The sequence below is a fragment of the Lentilitoribacter sp. Alg239-R112 genome (genome assembly GCF_900537175.1).
Classification (GTDB): domain Bacteria; phylum Pseudomonadota; class Alphaproteobacteria; order Rhizobiales; family Rhizobiaceae; genus Lentilitoribacter.
Window position 1 is genome coordinate 602,999 of sequence record NZ_LS999833.1, and the last position, 19,250, is coordinate 622,248.

Below are 19,250 nucleotides of genomic sequence, written 5' to 3' on the forward strand. Positions count from 1 at the left end.
AGGGCTGAATATGTCAGAAATTCTGACCCGGCAACTTACTAAACAATTCAATAAAATTGGGGCTGGCAGTATATTGAAATACTGCCAGCCCCATAATTTTGTAGCTTAATCTATATAATTAAGCTGCGTATTGGGCTGCTTCAGCTTGCGCTTGGGCTTGTCCATTCAGTTTGAAGGCTGAAATCATGCGAGACAGGTTGTTTACATCTTCGGCAGTACGATGCGTAACAGCAGTTGATTCCTCAACCATAGCAGCGTTCTGTTGTGTAACCTGATCCATTTGAGATACAGCGGTATTGACTTCTTTGATACCTGCAAGCTGTTCGCTTGCAGCACGTGCAATCATGCTGATTTTCTCATTCACGTTAGTCACATGAACCGAGATATGCTCCAAAGATTCGCCTGTTGCTTTAACAAGTTCCACGCCGTTTTCTACTTCCACACTGGATTTAGAAATAAGCTCTTTGATTTGCTTAGCAGCATCAGCAGCGCGTTGAGCAAGCTCACGAACTTCCTGAGCTACAACCGCAAAGCCTTTACCAGCTTCACCAGCACGAGCCGCTTCAACACCAGCATTAAGCGCTAGAAGGTTAGTTTGGAATGCGATCTCATCAATAACATTGATAATGTTGGATATCTCAGAAGAAGCCTTCTCGATACCTTCCATTGCAGACACAGCATTTTTAACCACAACACTTGAATTGTCGGTATCAACTTTGGCTTGATTTGCCATCTCAGCTGCTTCTGTAGCACTTGAAGATGTCTCTTGCACAGTTGATGTGATTTCCTCAAGAGCCGCAGATGTTTCTTCCAATGACGCGGCTTGTTGTTCAGTACGTCGAGAAAGATCATCAGATGATGACATCATTTCCTTTGAATTTTCTTCAATGGATTTTGTACCATTTGCGATATTCAACAATGTGTCGTGAATTTTTGAAATAGAGTCATTGAAGTCTACACGCAAGCCATCCATTTCAGATGTGAACGGGCTTGAAATATCGAGCGTCAGATCACCATCAGCAAGTTTTTTCAGATTGCGGCCTAGCTCATCAACAGCAGCTTGAATTTTATCAGCTTCAATCTTCTGCCTTTGCTCACGATCGGCACGCTCTTCTTCTGTCATGTTGCGTTCTTCAGCAGCTTGAGCTTCAATTTTTACTTTCTCAATAGCCGCTTCTTTGAAGACCAACAACGCATCTGCCATCTTACCAATTTCATCTCGCTGACCTAGTGCAGGCACTTCGACCTCCATATCACCACCAGCAAGTTTGTTCATGCTATTGGTCATATTGACAATTGGTCTGGAAATCATGCGACCAATGAAGAATGCAAGAACTGCACCAAGAACAATTGCGATGACAGAAACAATAGCCGCTGTCATTTTTGAATTCTCAATACTTGCTGTCGCTCTTGGACCAAGCTCATCCTGGAGTGCTTTATTATCAAGCTTTAGCTGTTCTGTTGCATCAGCCATTTTTGGCCCTAAAACATCCAATGTGCCTTTGATAAGACCATTTCGAGTATTGATGATGCCAACAACTTGATTAAATGCCACTTTGTACTCATTGGCTAGACCAACGACATTATTCGCCAATTTACGACGAGTAGGATTTTGCAATTCGGCTAGCAATTTCCCGGAAATATCCTCGAAATCGGCAAGTTCTTTGTTAGCGCGATCTGCACTTGCTTGCGTGTTGTCGACAAGAAACTTACTGGAATAAAGGCGTGCCAACAATAAGCTCCGCAAATCAGTTCCGGCATGGAAACTGGCCGATGCATCATTATCGGCATATGCGCTTTCCATGATTTTGGTAAGGTCTTTTTCTGCCAAAGGACCAAATGTATTAAGCTGGTCCACCACCGCATTTCGTTGTTTAACCAATTCAGTGACCTGATTAAACGTATCCTGATAAATTGTGATGGATTCTTTAGCTTCATTCATAGTTTCAATTGCGTCTGGACGCGTAAATAGCGATTGACCTTCATCAATCAACTTAGCTGTCACCGCAATTCTATCACGCACTTTTTGCGCAGATTCTTCTGTATTTTTGAGAATAAAGTCTTTTGCATAAAGACGCGCTGTCAATAAGTTAGCCTGAATACGACCCAGTTGGTTGGTTTGAATTGCATAGCTGCGATATTGCTTAAAGTTACTATCGGCTCCTGACAGGCCGGAATAGCTAAAGGAAGCAACGACAATAAGGAATAATAGAGTTACAGCTGAACCGAGAGCAACCTTCGTGCCCACCTTGATATTGTTCAGCGAAAACCCGCCTTTGGCTTTAGGTTTGTTTGGTTTCATTTTGATTGCACTCGCATAACGAATGTAAGGAATATTTCAGCACCGATGATAGCGTTCCAACACTATATAAGTAGCAAAAGTCGGATACAGCTATTGCACGTTGTTCAAAGAACTAGCTGCCCGCTCCAAGGGCTTGATCGAAACAAGTCAAGCTCCTTAGTGAAATCCATCCCCACATGGATTTATATAAACATGCCTTGAGGCGTCAGCCGTGCTTCATGCAATACATAGGATAAGGCATATGCATGCTAGTAATTCACGGTAAATGAATGATTAATTGAATTGGCGAGTAATCATACCGATAGATATGTAATTGATATATAAAGATAATATGTAAATTTTTAACAAATTTTCTACAACTAAAAAGAGTGCGGTTGCGCAACCCTCGCGCGTAGTGCGAATCCAGACACCAATTATCCTGGGCAAACCGCTAAGTTATTAGATAAAAACGCTTAAACGCATAATGCAGATATTATAATCAAAATTAGAATGCGCCACATTCAGCTTGAAAATCTGTGATCATTTTGCGAGTGAATTATCGCCCCTCATCTACATTTTTTCAAACTGCCCGTATCCAAACTTTCGTATCGTGAAAGCCAACCCCACCATTTGGTGCAATAGTATCCGCACCGACAAGTGTATTAATTCCCTCGCCATTGACAAAAGTTGAATTCGGCCAAAGACCTTCCTGAATAACGACACCCCGACGCACACCTTCAAACAGTGTAACGTGAACTGATATTTCTCCGCGGGAATTTCCAACTATGATAAGCTCCCCTTCACTTACACCAAGCTTGGCGGCATCCTCAGGATGAAGTTTTAGTTCCGGGCGGCCCCGTTCTTGTTTAATGGAGCTTTTGGTTTGTGCAAACGTTGAATTTAAAAACGCTCTTGCTGGTGATGTTGCCAAACGGAAGGGGTGCGCATCATCTGCGACCTCGGATGAGGCAGCATAGTCGGGAAATTGTGGCAAGATATCCAAATCTCCCTGTAGGCCCATTTGTTCAGGCGGATTGGCGGTCGTTCTGGTATTTCGCCATTTAGGCTTAAATCTAAACTTGCCGTCCGCATGAGCAAAGCCATTTAAATAATTCGATGTCTCGAAATCCGGCTGCTCATCAATCCATTTTCTCTCTTCAAAATCATCAAAACTACCGTAACCAGAATCGTTCAAAATGCGATCTAAATGCTGCCGTGCGGACATATTGAACTCTGGTCGATCACCAAGCCCCAAACGTTTAGCAAGCTCGTCGATCACATAAAGATTTTCCTGCGGTCCACCGAGTTCGTTTACTGGCGGCTCAACCTGCTTGGCGCCGAGCGTGACATGTTGATTGCCGCCGCCTTTGTAAATATCATCATGTTCGAGGAACATAGTGGCAGGTAAGACCACATCAGCCAGCTTTGCAGTATCTGTCATGAATTGCTCATGCACAGCGGTGAATAAATCATCGCGCAGAAACCCCTGCCGTACCAGTCTTTGCTCAGGGCATACATTCATTGGATTGGTGTTCTGAATAAGCATCGCGGTCACAGGTGGCCCACCATATAACGCATCATCATCGCCCATCAGGATGCGGCCAAGCTTTGATTGGTCCATATTGCGCATATTCGGTGTCGCCAAATGCTGACCTTGAACATAGCTTGTATCAAGAGAAAAAATCTCAGCATTATTATGGAATGCGCCCGCGCCCTCATATTTCCAAAGGCCAAGAACCGTTGCGATAGAAAGCGCCGCATGCATGTTAACTGCACCATTTCTCTGCCGCGTAAAACCATAACCAAGACGCAAGAATGTGCGCTTGGTATTACCTATTAACTTGGCCAATTCTTCTATTTCAGAAACAGCTAAACCTGTAATCTCAGATGCCCATTCTGGGGTTTTATCTTTAAGGTGGGCTTCTAATCCTTTCGGGTCGTCCGCATATTGGTTCATATACTCCCAGTCAGCCAACCCATCGCGAAATAGAACATGCATAATAGCGCACGCCAATGCACCATCGGTACCAGGCTTAAGGATAATTTTATGATCGGCTTGTTTCATCGTCGGGCTATCATATATGTCGACGACTACGATTTTTGCACCGCGTGTTTTTCTTGCTTTGATTGCATGGGTCATCACGTTGATCTGTGTTGAAACCGGATTTGTACCCCAGATCACCACACAGTCAGAGATCGCCATCTCGCGCGGATCAGAGCCGCGCACAGCCCCGGTTCCCATTGCAAACCCCGTCCAAGCGGGAGTAATGCAAATTGTCCCATGCATGATAGAATAGCGTTTCGCGTGGGTCAGCCGCTTGATCGAGTTAAGTTGCACCTGCCCCATTGTACCTGCATAAAAATATGGCCAGATAGTCTCCGAACCATAAAGCTGCTCTGCTTGGATAAATTTCTCGGCAATTACATCCAGCGCATCATCGAACTGCACCTCCTGCCAATCCCCTGCACCTTTATCACCTTTGCGGATAAGCGGTTTTAACAGCCGATCAGGATGATACATCCGCTCAGCATAGCGGGCGACCTTGGCGCAGATCACACCATCGGTATAGCTATTATCTGCACTGCCTCTCAGACGGCCAATTTTGCCATCATCTTTAATCTCTACATCCAGCGCGCAAGTGGATGGACAATCATGCGGGCAAGCAGAGTGACCCGTTTTTGCAATAATATTCATTCGCGATCTCTTAAGACTCGGATTTTAAAATATTTAGTGTATAGAAGTCTCAGCATTGGTCGAGCCAATTTTTTAGATACAGAGATCAAATCTTTTCATGAATTATCGTCACATATATCACGCAGGCAATTTTGCCGACTGCCTTAAACATGCCATCCTATCGCGCATCATCACCTATATGCAAAAGAAGGATAAGGCTTTTCGTGTCATCGACACTCATGCAGGCCCGGGCATTTATGATCTGTCTTCCAAGGAAGCGCAAAAAACAGGCGAGTGGAAAGACGGAATTGGAAAATTGCGTGAAGCCAACTGGTCAAAAAAGTCCAAAGAACTTCTCACGCCATATTTTGATGCTGTACAAGCGGTGAATATGGGTGAGAAATTTGATACCTACCCCGGTTCACCCATGATCACGCATTCACTGCTGCGCAAACAAGACCGTATGACGGTAAGCGAATTGCATGCGGATGATTTTCAAAAACTGCATGCTTTGTTTAAGGGCGATTATCAGGTTAAAACCCAGGAAGTAAACGGATGGCACGCACTAAAGTCCAACCTCCCACCAAAAGAAAAACGCGGCGTTCTACTTGTTGATCCTGCATTCGAGGAAAAAGGTGATTTCTTCCGCATGGTACGTGGCGCGCGCGAAGCACTTGAGCGGTTTTCCACTGGCACAATGTGTTTTTGGTACCCGATCAAACAGGGGCTAGAGATGCGGGAATTCAATGCTGATATGGTCAATGTTGTGGGACATCCAAATACTATTGTGGCCGAACTTTGGGTGAAAGACACGACCCACAGCCTTGATGGTTCTGGCATGGTGATCGTTAACCCACCTTATACGCTCGTCAATGAACTGCGGATAATCCTGCCCGAAATGTCACGAGCTCTATCGCAAACCGAAGATGGTGGCTGGCGCGTGAGTACATTGGTTCCTGAGAGTTAGACGTGAGGGTTCCTGAGAGTTAGACATGAGGGCTCCTGAGAGTTAGACATGAGCAACGGGCAATCTAACAATGGGCAACCACCAAAAAATTGGGCGGCTCTAAAACCTGAATTACTGGTTGAAGATTTTGAGATTAGCCGTGATTGCTGGTGCAATGCCTTTGGCTTTAGGGTTGCTTATCAACGCCCTGATGAAAAGTTCGCCTATCTGGAACGCCCAGAAGGTGCGCAAATAATGATCAGCCAACGCCACCATAACGGAAAATGGGAGCTGGGTGACATGGCACATCCACTCGGCCAAGGTGTAATGTTTCAGATCAATGTGTTAAACTTTGAAGAGTTACATCAAAATATTTTGGCGCATGGCCTAACGCTATATGATGGCGCGCGCGATGAGCAAGACTTGAAAAACCCGCGCGAAATCTGGCGAAATTTAGGTGATAGAGAAGGTGGCTCGAAAGAACTTTTCGTGCTCGACCCAAATGGATACCTGATTATGTTTAGCCAAGAAATAGGCGAACGACCGCTGCAAAAATAAAATTAAGCTTGTCCCTACCCCTCTAGAGAGGCAAACGTTGCCTTTGCCTGTTCGCCCAGCCATTCAAACATTTGCTTATATACCGTGCCACCATAGCTAATGCGTGCCACGCCAGCTAGAGCGAGCATTTTGTTTTCCGGTGAATCCGGCACTGCAATAATATTAATCGGAAGTTCAATTGCATTACACAGTGTTTTTATCATGCCAATATCTGTAAGACCAGGCACAAAGAAACCGTCTGCGCCGACATCGGCGTACGCTCTGCCCCGGGCAATAACTTCATCCAGCATGTCAGGTGTAATTGGCTCACCGTTTTTCTTGGCATCTAAACAAATATCCGTTCGCGCATTGAGAAATGCGCTGAAACCTGACCCGTCACACACGGTGCGTGCGGCCTGTAAGCGTATGCATTGTTTATCCAAATCATGCACACCCTCGCCACCGATGACTTTATCTTCAAAATTAAACCCTATCGCGCCCGCGGATATACCACGTCCGATGTTACGTGCAACAACTGCCGGGTCTTCACCATAGGCACCCTCAATATCCATTGAGACAGGTAAATCAACGGCTTCGACAATGCGCTCTATATTATCAAGTGCCAGTTCTATTGGTATTTTCTCGCCATCTTCGTAACCATTGACCAGCGCAACGGGCGCACTGCCCGTAGCAAGCGCTTTTGCACCCGCAGCTTCAACGACTTTGGCGGAACCTGCGTTCCAAATATTATATATTATAAGCGGATCACCTTTTACGTGAAGCGCGCGGAATTTATCTGCTTGATCTTGTTGTGACATGTGACACACCCCTTGTTCACTTACCAAATAACGATCTTTGATTCACGAAACTTAATTGAAGCGAAAATTATACGAGTGCGCAAGTGCTTATTTTAAGGTAGGTGGTTTTCGTGCAAGCCAAAAACTCAATAAAATCATCGTCCAACCCAGCACAGCTTTGGCGTGGGCGGACAGCCAAGCGTCGCTGGTAAATGTCATAATAGACAAAATTTCTTGTGCATTTGGTGGCTGATGAATGACATTTTGCAACGGTAAGCCTTCAAAGAGAAAAATGTAATAAAGGTAATAAATCTGGGGGGATAACCAAATAAATGCCCATAAAAATACCATCGCCGTTACAATACGTGAGGCCAAGGATATACGCTTGGCAATAACATAGAACGCGGTCATGGTGACCACAAATAACGTGATCGATAAAGCCACAAGCCCAGAGCGGCCCAAAATGGTGAGATTAAAAAATGTGTCACCCTCATACATTGCGTCAATGTGCCCGACTGGATTGGTGTGGTGCAAGTCAAAATAAGTATTCTCGCATAAGAACTTCAGATAATATAGCCAAAGATCGGGGTAAATATATGCTGGATAATTTTAGTGATGACATTATGGTTCTGCCATCTGGAATTAAACTACGGGTTCGCACGGCTGGCGACGGACCACCCGTTCTACTCTTACATGGATATCCGCAAACCCACCTTTGTTGGGATAAAGTTGCTCCTAAACTGGTGGAGGCGGGATTTCGTGTGATTCTAAGTGACCTACGCGGCTATGGAGATAGTGATAAACCCAAATCAAAGCCTGACCACAGCACCTATTCCAAACGTGCAATGGGTGCAGACCAGTATGAACTCATGCAAATGCTTGGTTATGAAAAATTTGCGATTGCCGGACATGACAGAGGCGCGCGCGTAGCCCATCGAATGGCCCGTGATTACCCGGATCATATCTCCGCCGTGTCCGTTTTGGACATCGTGCCAACGGAATATATGTATGAAAACACGGAACGCGAATTGGCGACGGGATATTATCACTGGTTTTTCCTCATTCAACCAGCCCCACACCCAGAAAAAATGATTGGTCACGACCCTGATTATTACCTCAGATCCAAGCTTTCAGGCTGGAGCAAGGGAAACCAAACTGCCTTTGATGAAGAGGTGGTTAAAGACTATGTCCGCTGTTTTTCAGACCCTTTATGCATTCACGCAACATGTGAAGATTATCGTGCTGGTGCAAGCATTGATCTTGAACATGACAGCGCTGATAGAGCCGCGAGAATACAAATGCCTGTACAGGCGCTTTGGGGACAAAAAGGACTGGTCGACAAGCTCTATAACGTCTTGGATATCTGGCGAGGCTACGCCGAACACGTAGAAGGAAAAGGTATAAATTGTGGTCACTTTCTACCCGAAGAACAACCACAGGAAACTGCGGAAAATTTAATACGGTTCTTCAAAATGCATCATGGCATTTAAATTGCAGAACTAGACCAATTTTATATAAACTCGGATCTTAGCGAACTTGCTCAAGCATGTTTGCAAATAAAATTCGATAAAAGCACTCAACAATTGATCCAAATCAATTCATACACCTTCATAAGTTGATTTACTCACTGATGTCAGAGATGAGGGAAATTGCCATGGTTAGCTCCCCTACCCATGGCAGTGTAAGATCAGGTATGGTTTCTATCCCAAAGTATTGGCCATTGGTCTTACCCTCATCTCGTGACAGATATGCTGAGAAGGGGTGAAAGGAGATATCATGTTTTCAAATATTGTGGTGGCCGTAGATGGCTCCGAACATGCAGCGCACGCAATTGCAACCGCTTGTGATATTGCTGGCAAATATGACTCCAACATCCACTTAGTGCATTCACCTCAAGTAGACACGGTGGGCTTTGCGGTAGGTTCAGGTGCCTATGTGCTTGAACCTGGTCCAGAGCGGATTAAAGCTGCGGGTCAAAAGGTGATGGATGAAGCCGCTACACTTTCTAAAAAGCAAGGACGCGCACCGAAAACAACAACCATCGGCAACGGGGATCCTGCGAAAGAAATTCTTAATTGCGCTGAGGCAAATGATGCCGACCTTATTGTTATGGGACGCAGAGGTTTAGGTACTATGGGCAATCTGTTTCTAGGTAGTGTCTCAGGCAAGGTAAGCCACGAAACGACCTGCGCATGCCTGACGGTTAAATAGTTAGAAAATCCTAACCGGGCTAAATGATAGAAATCAAATAACCGATCATCAAACAGGCACCAATTAAAAACGGATAGGCGATGAAGAGATAGAATGGACTCTTGATATCTTCCCCTTCTCCTTCTGTATCGTCTTCTACCTTCGCACGCATACGTTCAAACATGCTGCGATCAAAAAAGTAGAGATACCCCTCCCAGCAACATTTGCCGAAAAGATAGAGCGCGACGGCAAAAAACAGATATGACATTTTTGCTCCTCGTAAACTGTAGCCTTTCCTATTTGGTGGGCTTTAACTACTTTTCCAAGTCTTCACGTGTAAATAAAGGGCGAACGTCTAAATCGGGTGCTTTTTGGATGTTGGGCTCACCCTGCCCGCGCCAAATAGCGCAAACCACAGCCAGAACATTGGCACCATCGCCGCGCGAAAGTTCCAGCGCATCGGCCACAGCACCACCTGTTGTGATCACATCTTCAACAAAACATACCTTTTTGCCATCAACAAACTGCCCTTCAATGGCTTGGCATGTGCCGTAGGTTTTGGCCTCTTTGCGCACAAAAGCGACAGGCAAACCCGATTCGAGTGACATAGCCGTCGCGATTGGTACGCCACCGAGCTCTAAGCCAGCTAAAATCTCCGTGTCAGATGGGATGAGTTTCAACATACCTTTGGCCACTTCGCGCAGAAGAATCGGTTGCCCTTCAAAACGGTATTTATCAAAATACTTTTCAGAGACCTGCCCAGAGCGCAACGTAAACTGACCTGTAAGCGAGGCAATTGCCGATACTTCTTTTGCTAACTCATCATGGTTCATGTCAGGATCACCTTATGTCTGTTTCATCTGTTAACGACGCATATAGCACCGACACAACAAACATGGCTATAAGATGATCCGTTCTATGCCCAAAAAAGAAAGTTCTGAATTGACATGTCAAAAATATTTGACTATTCATATGTTAAATATTTTTTACACATGAGGATTTTTGCCATGTCTGTGCATATCAAATTTGTTGTATTTTTATCGCTCGGATTGCTTTTGGTCTTTGCCTGGCATTTTGCCACCGTTTTCGGAATTGTAGGCTCTGCACCGCAAACGCAGGGTGAGTTTTTTATCCGGTTTGGTATAATTGTTGTGGTTTTCGTATTTTTTTCCATTACAACATCACTCATCATCGCCCGTTATGATGAGCAAGCGATACTACCGGACGAACGAGAAGAAAAAGTTGAACTTAAAGCTGAGCGCAATGGCGGCATAGTGGTATATCTCGGTCTTATTTTGCTTATGTGGCTGGTATTTAAACCCTTATCACCCATGCAGATGGCCAACAGTATATTAGCTGTTATGTGTACCGCTGAGCTCATCAAAATTGGCTCTGGAATTTACTACCTCCGCAGGGGGCATTAATGTGACAAAAAAACCACCGATCACCAACCGACTGAAAGAACTGCGCGATCGGCATGGCCAGTTAAGCCAAGCAGCGCTGGGGCGAGAAATTGGCGTAACTCGCCAGACGATTATCGCTATTGAGCAGGGGCGCTATTCACCTAGCCTTGAAAGTGCCTTCCGCATATCGCGAGTCTTCGGCGTCGGCATTGAAGACGTATTTGGCTGGAATGAATAAATATATTTGGAGATCATATTTAGTTAAAAAATGAGACTTTAACACTCATTATTTGATGTAATTTGGAAAAACTCTTTCTCTACCGTTGTACTTTCTATACGGGCCCCCATATTGGTCCAAGTAATTATTTCCGCGAATAAATTATTCGCTCACGGATTATTACTGGTTGTTGTTATAGGGGTAACGATTGGCTTTTATGTTGAGTTCATTCAAAGAACTTAAGTCAGTGGATAGATATATCCGAGGGGAAAAATGTACGATTTCTTAATTTTGGCTGCCGGCTTGGTAGTCCTCGTGTTTGCGGGCGATTATCTTGTTCGTGGTGCTGTATCATTAGCCGAACAACTCGGAATTTCTCCAACGATTATTGGCTTGACCATTGTGGCGTTTGGCACATCCGCACCTGAATTGTTTGTCTCTGTACAAGCAGCACTGGATGAAGCACCGGGAATTGCTTTGGGTAACATCATTGGTTCAAATACGGCCAACATATTGCTTGTACTCGGCGCACCAGCCATCATTGCACCACTTGCTATTACATCAAAAGGTCTGCGCAGCTCGCTGGCTTATATGATGGGGCTTACCTTCACCTTAATCTGGTTTATGCATACAGATGCGAGGATCACCCAACTTGAAGGTCTGATCCTGTTCGTTATTCTTATAACTTATCTTATTTGGCAATTCATTCGAGTAAAAAATCAGAGAAATGGCAACTCGGCTGAGGTCGACGATATGCCAGAATCAACATCTGATGTAAAAAAGATTGCTCTGTTTCTCATTATCGGGGTTATTGGCTTGCCAATCGGTGCTTACCTGACCGTCGAATCCGCGTCATCAATCGCTCGATCTTTCGACATCTCCGAAGCGATTATCGGCGTAACCGTTGTTGCCATCGGAACATCTCTGCCAGAACTTATAACGTCTGTGATGGCGGCCATTCGCCGTTCTGGCGGTGTGGCATTGGGCAATGTTGTTGGATCAAACATCTTTAATATTGGGCTTATTCTCGGCTCTACCGCGCTGATCCATCCGCTGGATGTCGATCCACATTTCATGAATTTTGACATTCCAATGATGGTTTTTGCCAGTCTGATTTTAGTTTTACTGGCTGTGCTTTCCAAACCACTTCAAACCTGGGGCGGCGCACTTATGTTGGTGGGTTACACAAGTTACGTCAGTCTATCATTCTAAGCTATTCACCTCTTGAATTCACACATTCATGTGTGCATTTTTATGATATGAGTGATTCACCTATAAAACCTGCCGTTAAACTTGCCAAAGATCAGGATTGGAACGAAAGCCCGATCATGCAGGAAGGTTTAAAAGGCACAGAACTTATCACGGCTTTAGTCAAGCATTTGCCGAATCAGCCCGGCGTTTACCGCATGATGAATGGGAAGGGTGATGTGCTTTATGTGGGCAAAGCAAGAAACCTCAAGAAACGCGTAACCTCTTATGCGCAAGGCCGCGCACATTCCAACCGCATCCACAAAATGGTTGCGTTGACGGAGAAGATGGAATTCATCTCCACCCGCACAGAGACGGAATCCCTGCTACTTGAAGCAAATCTTATCAAGCGGCTTCGACCAAAATATAATGTGCTTCTGCGCGATGATAAAAGCTTCCCCTACATTATGATGACGGGCGATCATGAGGCTGCTGGCATTTTTAAACACCGCGGTGCTCGTGCTCGCAAAGGCCATTATTTTGGTCCATTTGCATCCGCTGGTGCCGTCACACGTACGCTCAACTCGCTACATCGCGCCTTTATGCTGCGTAACTGCACAGATAGCTATTATGAGGGCCGCACGCGACCTTGCCTGCAATATCAAATCAAACGCTGCGCGGGGCCTTGTACGGGTGAAATTAGCCTCGATGATTACGCTAAACTTGCAGATGAAGCCAAATTGTTTCTCTCTGGCAAAAGTGCAAAAATTAAGCGAGATTTATCAGAGGCAATGCAACAAGCATCTGACGAAATGGACTTCGAACGTGCAGCACTTTACCGAGATCGATTGGCGGCTTTGTCGCATGTGCAAAGTCATCAGGGTATCAATCCGCAAACGGTCGAAGAAGCCGATGTTTTCGCGATCTATTTTGATGGTGGCATGGCGTGCATTCAGGTGTTTTTCTTCCGCACAGGGCAAAATTGGGGTAATCGCGCCTATTTCCCCAAAGCCGATGTATCACTAACTGCGAGCGAAATTCTAAACGCCTTTATTGGGCAGTTTTACGATGGAAAACCATTACCGAAAATGGTGTTATTATCGGAAGACATTGAAGATCGAGAGCTGCTAGAAGAAGCATTTAGCATTAAAGCCCAGCGCAAAGTGAGTGTTAGTAAACCCAAGCGCGGAGAGAAAAAGGAGCTGGTCGAGCAGGTACTCACCAATGCCAAAGAGGCCCATGGTCGAAACTTAGCCGAAACATCCAGTCAGATTAAATTGCTTAAAGGTCTGGCCGAAGCATTTGATCTCCCACACCCCCCTCGCCGTGTCGAAGTCTATGATAACTCGCATATCCAAGGCACAGCTGCCGTTGGCGGAATGATTGTTTCTGGTGGCGAAGGCTTTGCCAAAGGGCAATATCGCAAGTTCAACATCAAAGACGACAGCATTACTCCCGGCGATGACTTTGGCATGATGAAAGAGGTTATGACGCGGCGTTTCTCACGGCTGGTGAAAGAACACGGTCTACCGGATATGACCATTGCACAAAAACACGAAGCCGCAAAAAGCGATGAGTATGAAGCGCCTGATCTCAATGAAATGCCCGCATGGCCGGATTTGCTTTTGATTGATGGTGGGCAAGGACAGATGACGGCAGTGCGCCAAATCCTGAAAGATCTAGAGATCGAAGATTACATCGCAGCCATCGGTGTTGCAAAAGGTGTAGACCGCGAAGCCGGCCGAGAACAATTTTTTGTTCAGGGCAAGAAACCTTTCAAACTGCCCCCGCGTGACCCGGTACTCTATTTCATTCAGCGCATGCGCGATGAAGCCCATAGATTTGCCATCGGCACGCACCGAGCCAAAAGATCTAAAGAGTTCGTCAAAAACCCACTTGACGAAATTTCAGGCATTGGGGCAAAGCGTAAAAAAGCACTTCTTCACCATTTTGGTACGGCAAAGCAGGTGGCGCAGGCTGGTGTTGATGATTTAGTGATGGTGGATGGAATATCAGAAGCTGTGGCGGAGTTGATCTATAATCATTTCCATGAGGCTGGGTGATTAATCCTGCTCATTCTTCTCAAACAAATCCTCAACGAACAGCGATAGTAACTGGGTCTTCCCAGTCACACCAGCCTTCTTGTATATGGCTGCGTTTTGTGCCTTGATGGTGCCTTCTGATGTATTGCGCATATCGGCTATCTCGGCAGTGCTTGAGCCTTTGATCAGAAACATTGCAACATCTTTCTCAGCAGCAGATAGTTGCCATTCGTGAAAGCGCTCCTCTAATACTTCTCCAAAAGCACTTGATGCGCGTTTAAGTGCCAGTTTAGCATGGTCACGTTCGACTCGGGATCGGTTAAACAATCTTAGGCTCATGATGAGGCCTATTACGAGCGCCAAAGCAGAGATTAACTCCATTATTTCGTAAATTTGCCACGGTGCGGGCCGCAAAGATATACCAAAAAAACCAAATATAATTGGAACCACAAAAAATAAACAACCAATGATTTGCAAAGCTACAGCAAAAATAAGAAGGGCGGGCTCGCGCATATCTCAATCCCGATCTTTCTTGAATAAGCGGTAAAACCTATCCAAGGCGCCATCGTCACTATCTTCGCCATCAAGTCGTTCCTTATAGTCTCGAATGACAGCTCCAGTGTTTGGATTTACTATGATTTCCCGTTCATGTGTTTTGGATTCAAACTCCAACACGATACGACCAAGCCATGTCTTTTCACGCTCGACAAGATGATAGCCCTGGCTCTTGAGTTGTGAGATGATCTCTGCCTCATGCGGCTCTTTGGGGCCTCCCGTTTGGGATTGGGCCCATGTTGGAGAAACTGCCATAAGCAGAAATATGATCGCAAGATATCTCATTATTATCGCCATTTAGCCAAAGCGCTGCCCTGATAGTGGTTTTACAGGGCAGCGTCATCTCTAACGTAACTCGAAGGTCACGTCTAGCTGGATGAATTTAACATTAGCCTTGTTTTGTCATAGATGCATCTGTGCAGGCTTCTTCAGTTTCATCTTCATCTTCATCCTCATTTTCATTTTCGTCCTCGTCTTCATCATCGTCATCTTCTTCATTTTCATCATCATCACCATCTTCACAATCGTCTTCAATCTCCGTTTCAGATTGCAACTGCGCGAGCACCGTTGTGCCTTGTGGTGCAGCAGGATCGATTTTATCATTCATGATGACCTCTTCAACGCTTGTGCCAATTGTTTCATTATTGGCGATCGCGGTGCTTGTTAGTAATGCTGTTGATAGCGCGATGCCTGCAGGGATGATGATTTTGTACATATTCATAATAATTTCCTTTCAAAGATAGTTGGTCAAATATAGCTAGATCAAGCGAAGTACCGTCTTCGTCGGTCGGGGGTATAATCGGTGAAAACAAACCCGCTTGATCCGGAAACCAAATTGATGAGAATATCGATAGATGTGAATTTGCAATTGGGTTAAATCAACCGCAATAACCTTTGGGTTATCGGCATAGATCAAAGGTTGATGTGAACCACCGTTAAAGATCACATTTCATGTATTTATGGCCGGCAAGTTTGACGCCGCGCTGCTTTTCGCTATACATCAGCCACGTTTTAAGTTTATGAGTAGCTCATGGCCAACCCTACATATTCCATTCCTAATCTATTGACCTACGCACGCATTCTAGCTGTGCCATTAATCGTGCTTTGTTTTTTCGTCGAAGGACGTTTGCACGGCTCCGAAACCGCAAGATGGTGGGCCCTCGCCATATTTACGGTTGCTTCAATAACTGATTTTTTGGATGGTTATTTGGCTCGTATTTGGAATCAGACGTCAAATATTGGCCGCATGCTTGATCCAATCGCCGATAAGCTTCTTGTCGCATCGATCCTCTTGCTTGTTGCCGCCGATGGCACAATTGCTGGCTGGTCAATCTGGGCAGCGATCATCATTTTATGTCGCGAGATTTTGGTTTCTGGCTTACGCGAATATCTCGCGGACTTAAAGATTTCTGTGCCTGTCACACTGCTCGCAAAATGGAAAACGACTATCCAGATGCTTTCACTTGGTTTTTTGCTTGCAGGTCCTGCTGGTGAAAAAGTTTTACCCTATACAACAGAGATCGGTATAACTTTGCTTTGGATAGCCGCAATCATTACAATGATCACTGGTTATGATTATTTCCGCGTAGGGCTGAAACATATAGTGGATGAGGATAATGGTTAAACTTGTTTATTTTGCTTGGGTGCGTGAGCGCATTGGCAAAGATGAAGAAGAGATTGAACTGCCAACAGGCGTTGAAACCATTGCCGATTTGATTGCTCATCTGAGAACCCTGGATGATGGCTATGAAGCTGCATTTCAAGCACCCGAGGTTATTCGAGCAGCGCTTGATAAGACTCATACACAGCATGATCAAAAAATCGCCGAGGCACGGGAAATTGCTTTCTTCCCGCCCATGACGGGTGGGTAGATATCATGTCGGAAGCGCGTGATAAGATCTTACCAATTAGAGTCCGCATTCAGGCAGAAGACTTTGATTTAGAATCAGAAATCAATCACTTAAAGCAATTTGGAGACATTGGTGCTATAGCAAGCTTTGTTGGTCTTTGCCGCGATGAGGGTGGCAAATTAAATGCGCTTGAACTTGAACACTATCCAGGCATGGCGGAAGCGCAAATCATGCAGATTTGCGAACATGCCAAAGATCGTTTCTCATTAATCGCAATTACCGCAATTCATCGTTATGGCAAAATTGCACCGAGCGAAAATATTGTTCTCGTAGTCGCAGCAAGCAGCCATCGACAAGCATCATTTGACGGTGCGAATTTTGTGATGGACTTCTTGAAAACCGACGCGCCCTTTTGGAAAAAGGAACATCTCAAAGGTGGCTCCTCTGGTGATTGGGTTGATGCAAAAGACAAAGATGATGCGGCAAAAGATAAGTGGTTTAGATAACCATCTCAAATCAATTTGTTAACTAACGCGCGTATTGCATGAGACATATGTATTCATAATCTCATTGTAGTTAAAAATATCGCGATCAAGTTAACCTATTTTTTCTAAATCACTTCTATCTTCCAAAACTCATTTTCATATTGGGATCTAGGGGTGGATTATTATGGAACGACTGCTTACGCTCGGCTTGTCTTTTTACTGGTTTTTATTTTGGTTATTTAATGGCTTGGATAAGGTTCTACATGGACAGGATCTTGGCTTATTTATCTGGAGTGGCAAAGATCGCTCTACGCAATTTTCAGGCTATCTGGAAAAAATTGGATGGTCGCAAGGCGCACATGACTATCTTATGATGATGTTATTCGTTATCGAAATCATTATCGCAATCGCATTTTTACGCGCTCTTATCACCATTGTTCGTCTCAAGTCATTTGGCAAATTCCTGCCTCATGAGACCATAAAACTGCCCATCTTGCTCTCAATTTTATGTTTCACAGGTTTCTCTGTTTGGGACGTTATTGTCGGTGATCGCGCAGAACTTTGGGAGCATGGAACCTATATTGTGGCACTGGGCACGACTTGGATAATTGCAAGTTTCGAAAGCCTACTTGATGTAGTGCCGCGCGAAAAATATATGGGTGTCGAAAGACGCAAACCAGACGTGGAAGACCGCCGCCGCGCCAACGCTTAGCCGTTGTTTCTTCCAGATGCAGATACATTGCAGCCAGAGCAAATTTCTGGCTGTATAAGGTTGACAAAACTGGCATCGTGACATTCTGCGCATATAAACATTTTCTTTTTTTATACTTGCTGCTGGACAGAAGCATTAAATTGCTTTTGTCTGTGTTTTCACATTCATAACATGCGCTTTATCCCGCACCTATTTCGGAGACATATTCATGGCTGGTCTACTTCCTCACATTGACCCTGATGGGCACCTCGAATTCTCGGTGGTCTTTACTGACCGCTCGCTCAATTCCATGTCGAAAAAATATCAGGGTGTCATGAACGACATCTCCGCTTCTATGAAGTCGGTTTATTCTGCTGATGGCGTAGCCATTGTTCCCGGCGGTGGCACTTTTGCCATGGAAGCCGTTGCGCGGCAATTTACAACCGGCAAAAAAGCCATGGTCGTTCGCAATGGCTGGTTCAGCTTTCGTTGGACGCAGATTTTTGAAACTGGTGATATTCCCTCGAACGCAAACGTGATGATGGCCGAACAGTCTCAGGAAAACACGCAAGCGCAATTTTCGCCCTACCCAATTGAAGACCTGGTGAAAGAGATTAAATCTGCAAAACCAGATGTGGTGTTTGCCCCTCATGTCGAAACATCAGCAGGCCTGATTTTGCCAGATGACTACATCAAAAAAGTTGGTGAGGCTGTTCATTCTTATGGCGGTTTGTTCGTACTTGATTGCATAGCATCTGGCTGCATTTGGGTCGACATGAAAGAATGTCATGTGGATGTGCTTATCAGCGCGCCGCAAAAAGGCTGGTCAGCATCTCCCGCAGCCGGTCTTGTTATGTTGAGCGAACACGCAATCGCAATCATGGCAGATACCCAAAGCACAAGCTTTGCCTGCGATTTAAAAAAGTGGTTTGAAATCATGAATGCCTATGAAAATGGTGGTCATGCGTACCATGCAACTATGCCAACAGACGCACTCTTAGGCTTTCGCGATACCATCAACGAAGTCGAAGCCATCGGCTTTGCAAAAGCCAAAGAAGCGCAATATGAGCTCGGTAAGCGCGTGAGAGAGCTATTGAAGTCAAAAGGCTACAAAAGCGTCGCCGCTGATGGTTTTGGAGCCCCTGGTGTCGTTGTGAGCTTTACCACCGACCCTGACATTCAAAACGGCAAAAAATTTGCTGCACAAGGCTTGCAAATTGCGGCTGGCGTGCCCCTTCGTTGTAATGAACCGGAAGATTATAGCTCATTTCGTATAGGCCTGTTTGGGCTCGATAAGTTACAGAACATTGATCGAACCATTGGTCATCTTGAGGCTGCCCTAGACGCAATTTAACACGCACTTTGGAACAAGTTCCTAAAAATATTGTGGCGGT

At 45.1% G+C, this 19,250-nt stretch carries 22 protein-coding genes; 13 read left to right on the forward strand and 9 right to left on the reverse strand.

Going from position 1 to position 19,250, the window contains the following annotated elements:
* Positions 1–118 precede the first annotated feature (118 nt).
* Both G3W54_RS03435 and G3W54_RS03440 read right to left on the reverse strand, forming a co-directional pair.
* Entirely contained in the window at positions 119–2,302 is a 2,184-nt protein-coding gene (locus G3W54_RS03435) for a HAMP domain-containing methyl-accepting chemotaxis protein (protein ID WP_162651738.1), read from the reverse strand.
* A gap of 559 nt (positions 2,303–2,861) precedes the next feature.
* Positions 2,862–4,976 (reverse strand): molybdopterin oxidoreductase family protein, encoded by a 2,115-nt coding sequence (locus G3W54_RS03440; protein ID WP_162651739.1) that lies wholly within the window; start codon positions 4,974–4,976, stop codon positions 2,862–2,864.
* Positions 4,977–5,073: 97 nt separating this feature from the next.
* Between G3W54_RS03440 and rlmJ the strand changes: the two genes are divergently transcribed.
* Both rlmJ and G3W54_RS03450 read left to right on the forward strand, forming a co-directional pair.
* Positions 5,074–5,922 (forward strand): 23S rRNA (adenine(2030)-N(6))-methyltransferase RlmJ, encoded by an 849-nt coding sequence (gene rlmJ / locus G3W54_RS03445; RefSeq protein WP_162651740.1) that lies wholly within the window; start codon positions 5,074–5,076, stop codon positions 5,920–5,922.
* A 48-nt stretch (positions 5,923–5,970) separates the two neighbouring features.
* Positions 5,971–6,459, forward strand: a complete 489-nt coding sequence (locus tag G3W54_RS03450) for a VOC family protein (protein WP_162651741.1) — start codon at positions 5,971–5,973, stop codon at positions 6,457–6,459.
* 14 nt (positions 6,460–6,473) lie between these two features.
* Here the strand turns inward: G3W54_RS03450 and G3W54_RS03455 are convergent, their stop codons facing one another.
* Together G3W54_RS03455 and G3W54_RS03460 are read right to left on the reverse strand one after the other, a co-directional pair.
* A complete protein-coding gene (locus G3W54_RS03455) occupies positions 6,474–7,256 on the reverse strand; it encodes an isocitrate lyase/phosphoenolpyruvate mutase family protein (RefSeq protein WP_162651742.1) in 783 nt (260 codons plus the stop codon).
* Between the two features lie 87 nt (positions 7,257–7,343).
* The gene (locus G3W54_RS03460; RefSeq protein WP_162651743.1) at positions 7,344–7,733 is read right to left on the reverse strand and encodes a hypothetical protein; all 390 of its coding nucleotides are present in this window, start codon (positions 7,731–7,733) and stop codon (positions 7,344–7,346) included.
* A gap of 98 nt (positions 7,734–7,831) precedes the next feature.
* Between G3W54_RS03460 and G3W54_RS03465 the strand changes: the two genes are divergently transcribed.
* Together G3W54_RS03465 and G3W54_RS03470 are read left to right on the forward strand one after the other, a co-directional pair.
* Positions 7,832–8,725, forward strand: a complete 894-nt coding sequence (locus tag G3W54_RS03465) for an alpha/beta hydrolase (RefSeq protein WP_162651744.1) — start codon at positions 7,832–7,834, stop codon at positions 8,723–8,725.
* 286 nt (positions 8,726–9,011) lie between these two features.
* Positions 9,012–9,446: a universal stress protein gene (locus G3W54_RS03470; RefSeq protein WP_162651745.1), complete on the forward strand. Its 435-nt coding sequence runs from the start codon at positions 9,012–9,014 to the stop codon at positions 9,444–9,446.
* A 19-nt stretch (positions 9,447–9,465) separates the two neighbouring features.
* On the opposite strand, the gene G3W54_RS03475 is transcribed toward G3W54_RS03470, so the two are convergent.
* Together G3W54_RS03475 and pyrE are read right to left on the reverse strand one after the other, a co-directional pair.
* Complete coding sequence (locus tag G3W54_RS03475) at positions 9,466–9,693, reverse strand: hypothetical protein (protein WP_162651746.1); 228 nt, start codon at positions 9,691–9,693, stop codon at positions 9,466–9,468.
* A 46-nt stretch (positions 9,694–9,739) separates the two neighbouring features.
* On the reverse strand, positions 9,740–10,258 hold the full coding sequence (gene pyrE, locus G3W54_RS03480) for an orotate phosphoribosyltransferase (RefSeq protein WP_162651747.1): 519 nt from the start codon (positions 10,256–10,258) through the stop codon (positions 9,740–9,742).
* A 174-nt stretch (positions 10,259–10,432) separates the two neighbouring features.
* Here pyrE and G3W54_RS03485 point away from each other — a divergent pair, with 174 nt between their 5' ends.
* The 4 genes from G3W54_RS03485 (at position 10,433) to uvrC (ending at position 14,296) form a co-directional block, all read left to right on the forward strand.
* Positions 10,433–10,849: a hypothetical protein gene (locus tag G3W54_RS03485; protein ID WP_162651748.1), complete on the forward strand. Its 417-nt coding sequence runs from the start codon at positions 10,433–10,435 to the stop codon at positions 10,847–10,849.
* A 19-nt stretch (positions 10,850–10,868) separates the two neighbouring features.
* Positions 10,869–11,066: a helix-turn-helix transcriptional regulator gene (locus G3W54_RS03490; RefSeq protein WP_343162563.1), complete on the forward strand. Its 198-nt coding sequence runs from the start codon at positions 10,869–10,871 to the stop codon at positions 11,064–11,066.
* Positions 11,067–11,318: 252 nt separating this feature from the next.
* Positions 11,319–12,257 (forward strand): calcium/sodium antiporter, encoded by a 939-nt coding sequence (locus tag G3W54_RS03495; RefSeq protein WP_162651750.1) that lies wholly within the window; start codon positions 11,319–11,321, stop codon positions 12,255–12,257.
* Positions 12,258–12,304: 47 nt separating this feature from the next.
* Positions 12,305–14,296 carry an excinuclease ABC subunit UvrC gene (uvrC, locus tag G3W54_RS03500; protein WP_162651751.1) on the forward strand — a complete coding sequence of 664 codons (1,992 nt, stop codon included), beginning with the start codon at positions 12,305–12,307 and terminating at the stop codon, positions 14,294–14,296.
* Here uvrC and G3W54_RS03505 read toward each other — a convergent pair whose 3' ends face one another.
* The 3 genes from G3W54_RS03505 to G3W54_RS19135 form a co-directional block, all read right to left on the reverse strand.
* Entirely contained in the window at positions 14,297–14,788 is a 492-nt protein-coding gene (locus tag G3W54_RS03505) for a LuxR C-terminal-related transcriptional regulator (RefSeq protein WP_162651752.1), read from the reverse strand.
* A 3-nt stretch (positions 14,789–14,791) separates the two neighbouring features.
* Positions 14,792–15,115 carry a hypothetical protein gene (locus G3W54_RS03510; protein ID WP_162651753.1) on the reverse strand — a complete coding sequence of 108 codons (324 nt, stop codon included), beginning with the start codon at positions 15,113–15,115 and terminating at the stop codon, positions 14,792–14,794.
* Between the two features lie 103 nt (positions 15,116–15,218).
* Positions 15,219–15,551 carry a hypothetical protein gene (locus G3W54_RS19135; protein WP_174244205.1) on the reverse strand — a complete coding sequence of 111 codons (333 nt, stop codon included), beginning with the start codon at positions 15,549–15,551 and terminating at the stop codon, positions 15,219–15,221.
* 309 nt (positions 15,552–15,860) lie between these two features.
* Here G3W54_RS19135 and pgsA point away from each other — a divergent pair, with 309 nt between their 5' ends.
* The 5 genes from pgsA to G3W54_RS03540 all read left to right on the forward strand — a co-directional run bounded on the left by pgsA (position 15,861) and on the right by G3W54_RS03540 (position 19,210).
* Positions 15,861–16,454 carry a CDP-diacylglycerol--glycerol-3-phosphate 3-phosphatidyltransferase gene (gene pgsA, locus G3W54_RS03520; RefSeq protein ID WP_162651754.1) on the forward strand — a complete coding sequence of 198 codons (594 nt, stop codon included), beginning with the start codon at positions 15,861–15,863 and terminating at the stop codon, positions 16,452–16,454.
* Entirely contained in the window at positions 16,447–16,701 is a 255-nt protein-coding gene (gene moaD, locus G3W54_RS03525) for a molybdopterin converting factor subunit 1 (RefSeq protein ID WP_162651755.1), read from the forward strand. The genes pgsA and moaD overlap by 8 nt, the downstream gene beginning before the upstream one ends.
* Positions 16,702–16,706: 5 nt before the next feature.
* The gene (locus G3W54_RS03530) at positions 16,707–17,186 is read left to right on the forward strand and encodes a molybdenum cofactor biosynthesis protein MoaE (RefSeq protein ID WP_162651756.1); all 480 of its coding nucleotides are present in this window, start codon (positions 16,707–16,709) and stop codon (positions 17,184–17,186) included.
* Positions 17,187–17,349: 163 nt separating this feature from the next.
* Positions 17,350–17,877, forward strand: a complete 528-nt coding sequence (locus tag G3W54_RS03535; protein WP_162651757.1) for a hypothetical protein — start codon at positions 17,350–17,352, stop codon at positions 17,875–17,877.
* Positions 17,878–18,085: 208 nt separating this feature from the next.
* On the forward strand, positions 18,086–19,210 hold the full coding sequence (locus G3W54_RS03540; protein WP_162651758.1) for an aminotransferase class V-fold PLP-dependent enzyme: 1,125 nt from the start codon (positions 18,086–18,088) through the stop codon (positions 19,208–19,210).
* Positions 19,211–19,250 lie beyond the last annotated feature (40 nt).

What these genes read in the sequence shown, in the direction of transcription:
- uvrC (WP_162651751.1), top strand. Translation starts at nt 12,305, where the DNA reads ATGAGTGATTCACCTATAAAACCTGCCGTTAAACTTGCCAAAGATCAG.
- G3W54_RS03455 (WP_162651742.1), bottom strand. Translation starts at nt 7,256, where the DNA reads ATGTCACAACAAGATCAAGCAGATAAATTCCGCGCGCTTCACGTAAAA.
- G3W54_RS03470 (WP_162651745.1), top strand. Translation starts at nt 9,012, where the DNA reads ATGTTTTCAAATATTGTGGTGGCCGTAGATGGCTCCGAACATGCAGCG.
- rlmJ (WP_162651740.1), top strand. Translation starts at nt 5,074, where the DNA reads ATGAATTATCGTCACATATATCACGCAGGCAATTTTGCCGACTGCCTT.
- G3W54_RS03435 (WP_162651738.1), bottom strand. Translation starts at nt 2,302, where the DNA reads ATGAAACCAAACAAACCTAAAGCCAAAGGCGGGTTTTCGCTGAACAAT.
- G3W54_RS03485 (WP_162651748.1), top strand. Translation starts at nt 10,433, where the DNA reads ATGTCTGTGCATATCAAATTTGTTGTATTTTTATCGCTCGGATTGCTT.
- pgsA (WP_162651754.1), top strand. Translation starts at nt 15,861, where the DNA reads ATGGCCAACCCTACATATTCCATTCCTAATCTATTGACCTACGCACGC.
- G3W54_RS03450 (WP_162651741.1), top strand. Translation starts at nt 5,971, where the DNA reads ATGAGCAACGGGCAATCTAACAATGGGCAACCACCAAAAAATTGGGCG.
- G3W54_RS03460 (WP_162651743.1), bottom strand. Translation starts at nt 7,733, where the DNA reads ATGTATGAGGGTGACACATTTTTTAATCTCACCATTTTGGGCCGCTCT.
- G3W54_RS03540 (WP_162651758.1), top strand. Translation starts at nt 18,086, where the DNA reads ATGGCTGGTCTACTTCCTCACATTGACCCTGATGGGCACCTCGAATTC.
- G3W54_RS03475 (WP_162651746.1), bottom strand. Translation starts at nt 9,693, where the DNA reads ATGTCATATCTGTTTTTTGCCGTCGCGCTCTATCTTTTCGGCAAATGT.
- G3W54_RS03505 (WP_162651752.1), bottom strand. Translation starts at nt 14,788, where the DNA reads ATGCGCGAGCCCGCCCTTCTTATTTTTGCTGTAGCTTTGCAAATCATT.
- G3W54_RS03465 (WP_162651744.1), top strand. Translation starts at nt 7,832, where the DNA reads ATGCTGGATAATTTTAGTGATGACATTATGGTTCTGCCATCTGGAATT.
- G3W54_RS03530 (WP_162651756.1), top strand. Translation starts at nt 16,707, where the DNA reads ATGTCGGAAGCGCGTGATAAGATCTTACCAATTAGAGTCCGCATTCAG.
- G3W54_RS03510 (WP_162651753.1), bottom strand. Translation starts at nt 15,115, where the DNA reads ATGAGATATCTTGCGATCATATTTCTGCTTATGGCAGTTTCTCCAACA.
- G3W54_RS19135 (WP_174244205.1), bottom strand. Translation starts at nt 15,551, where the DNA reads ATGAATATGTACAAAATCATCATCCCTGCAGGCATCGCGCTATCAACA.
- pyrE (WP_162651747.1), bottom strand. Translation starts at nt 10,258, where the DNA reads ATGAACCATGATGAGTTAGCAAAAGAAGTATCGGCAATTGCCTCGCTT.
- G3W54_RS03495 (WP_162651750.1), top strand. Translation starts at nt 11,319, where the DNA reads ATGTACGATTTCTTAATTTTGGCTGCCGGCTTGGTAGTCCTCGTGTTT.
- G3W54_RS03440 (WP_162651739.1), bottom strand. Translation starts at nt 4,976, where the DNA reads ATGAATATTATTGCAAAAACGGGTCACTCTGCTTGCCCGCATGATTGT.
- G3W54_RS03535 (WP_162651757.1), top strand. Translation starts at nt 17,350, where the DNA reads ATGGAACGACTGCTTACGCTCGGCTTGTCTTTTTACTGGTTTTTATTT.
- moaD (WP_162651755.1), top strand. Translation starts at nt 16,447, where the DNA reads ATGGTTAAACTTGTTTATTTTGCTTGGGTGCGTGAGCGCATTGGCAAA.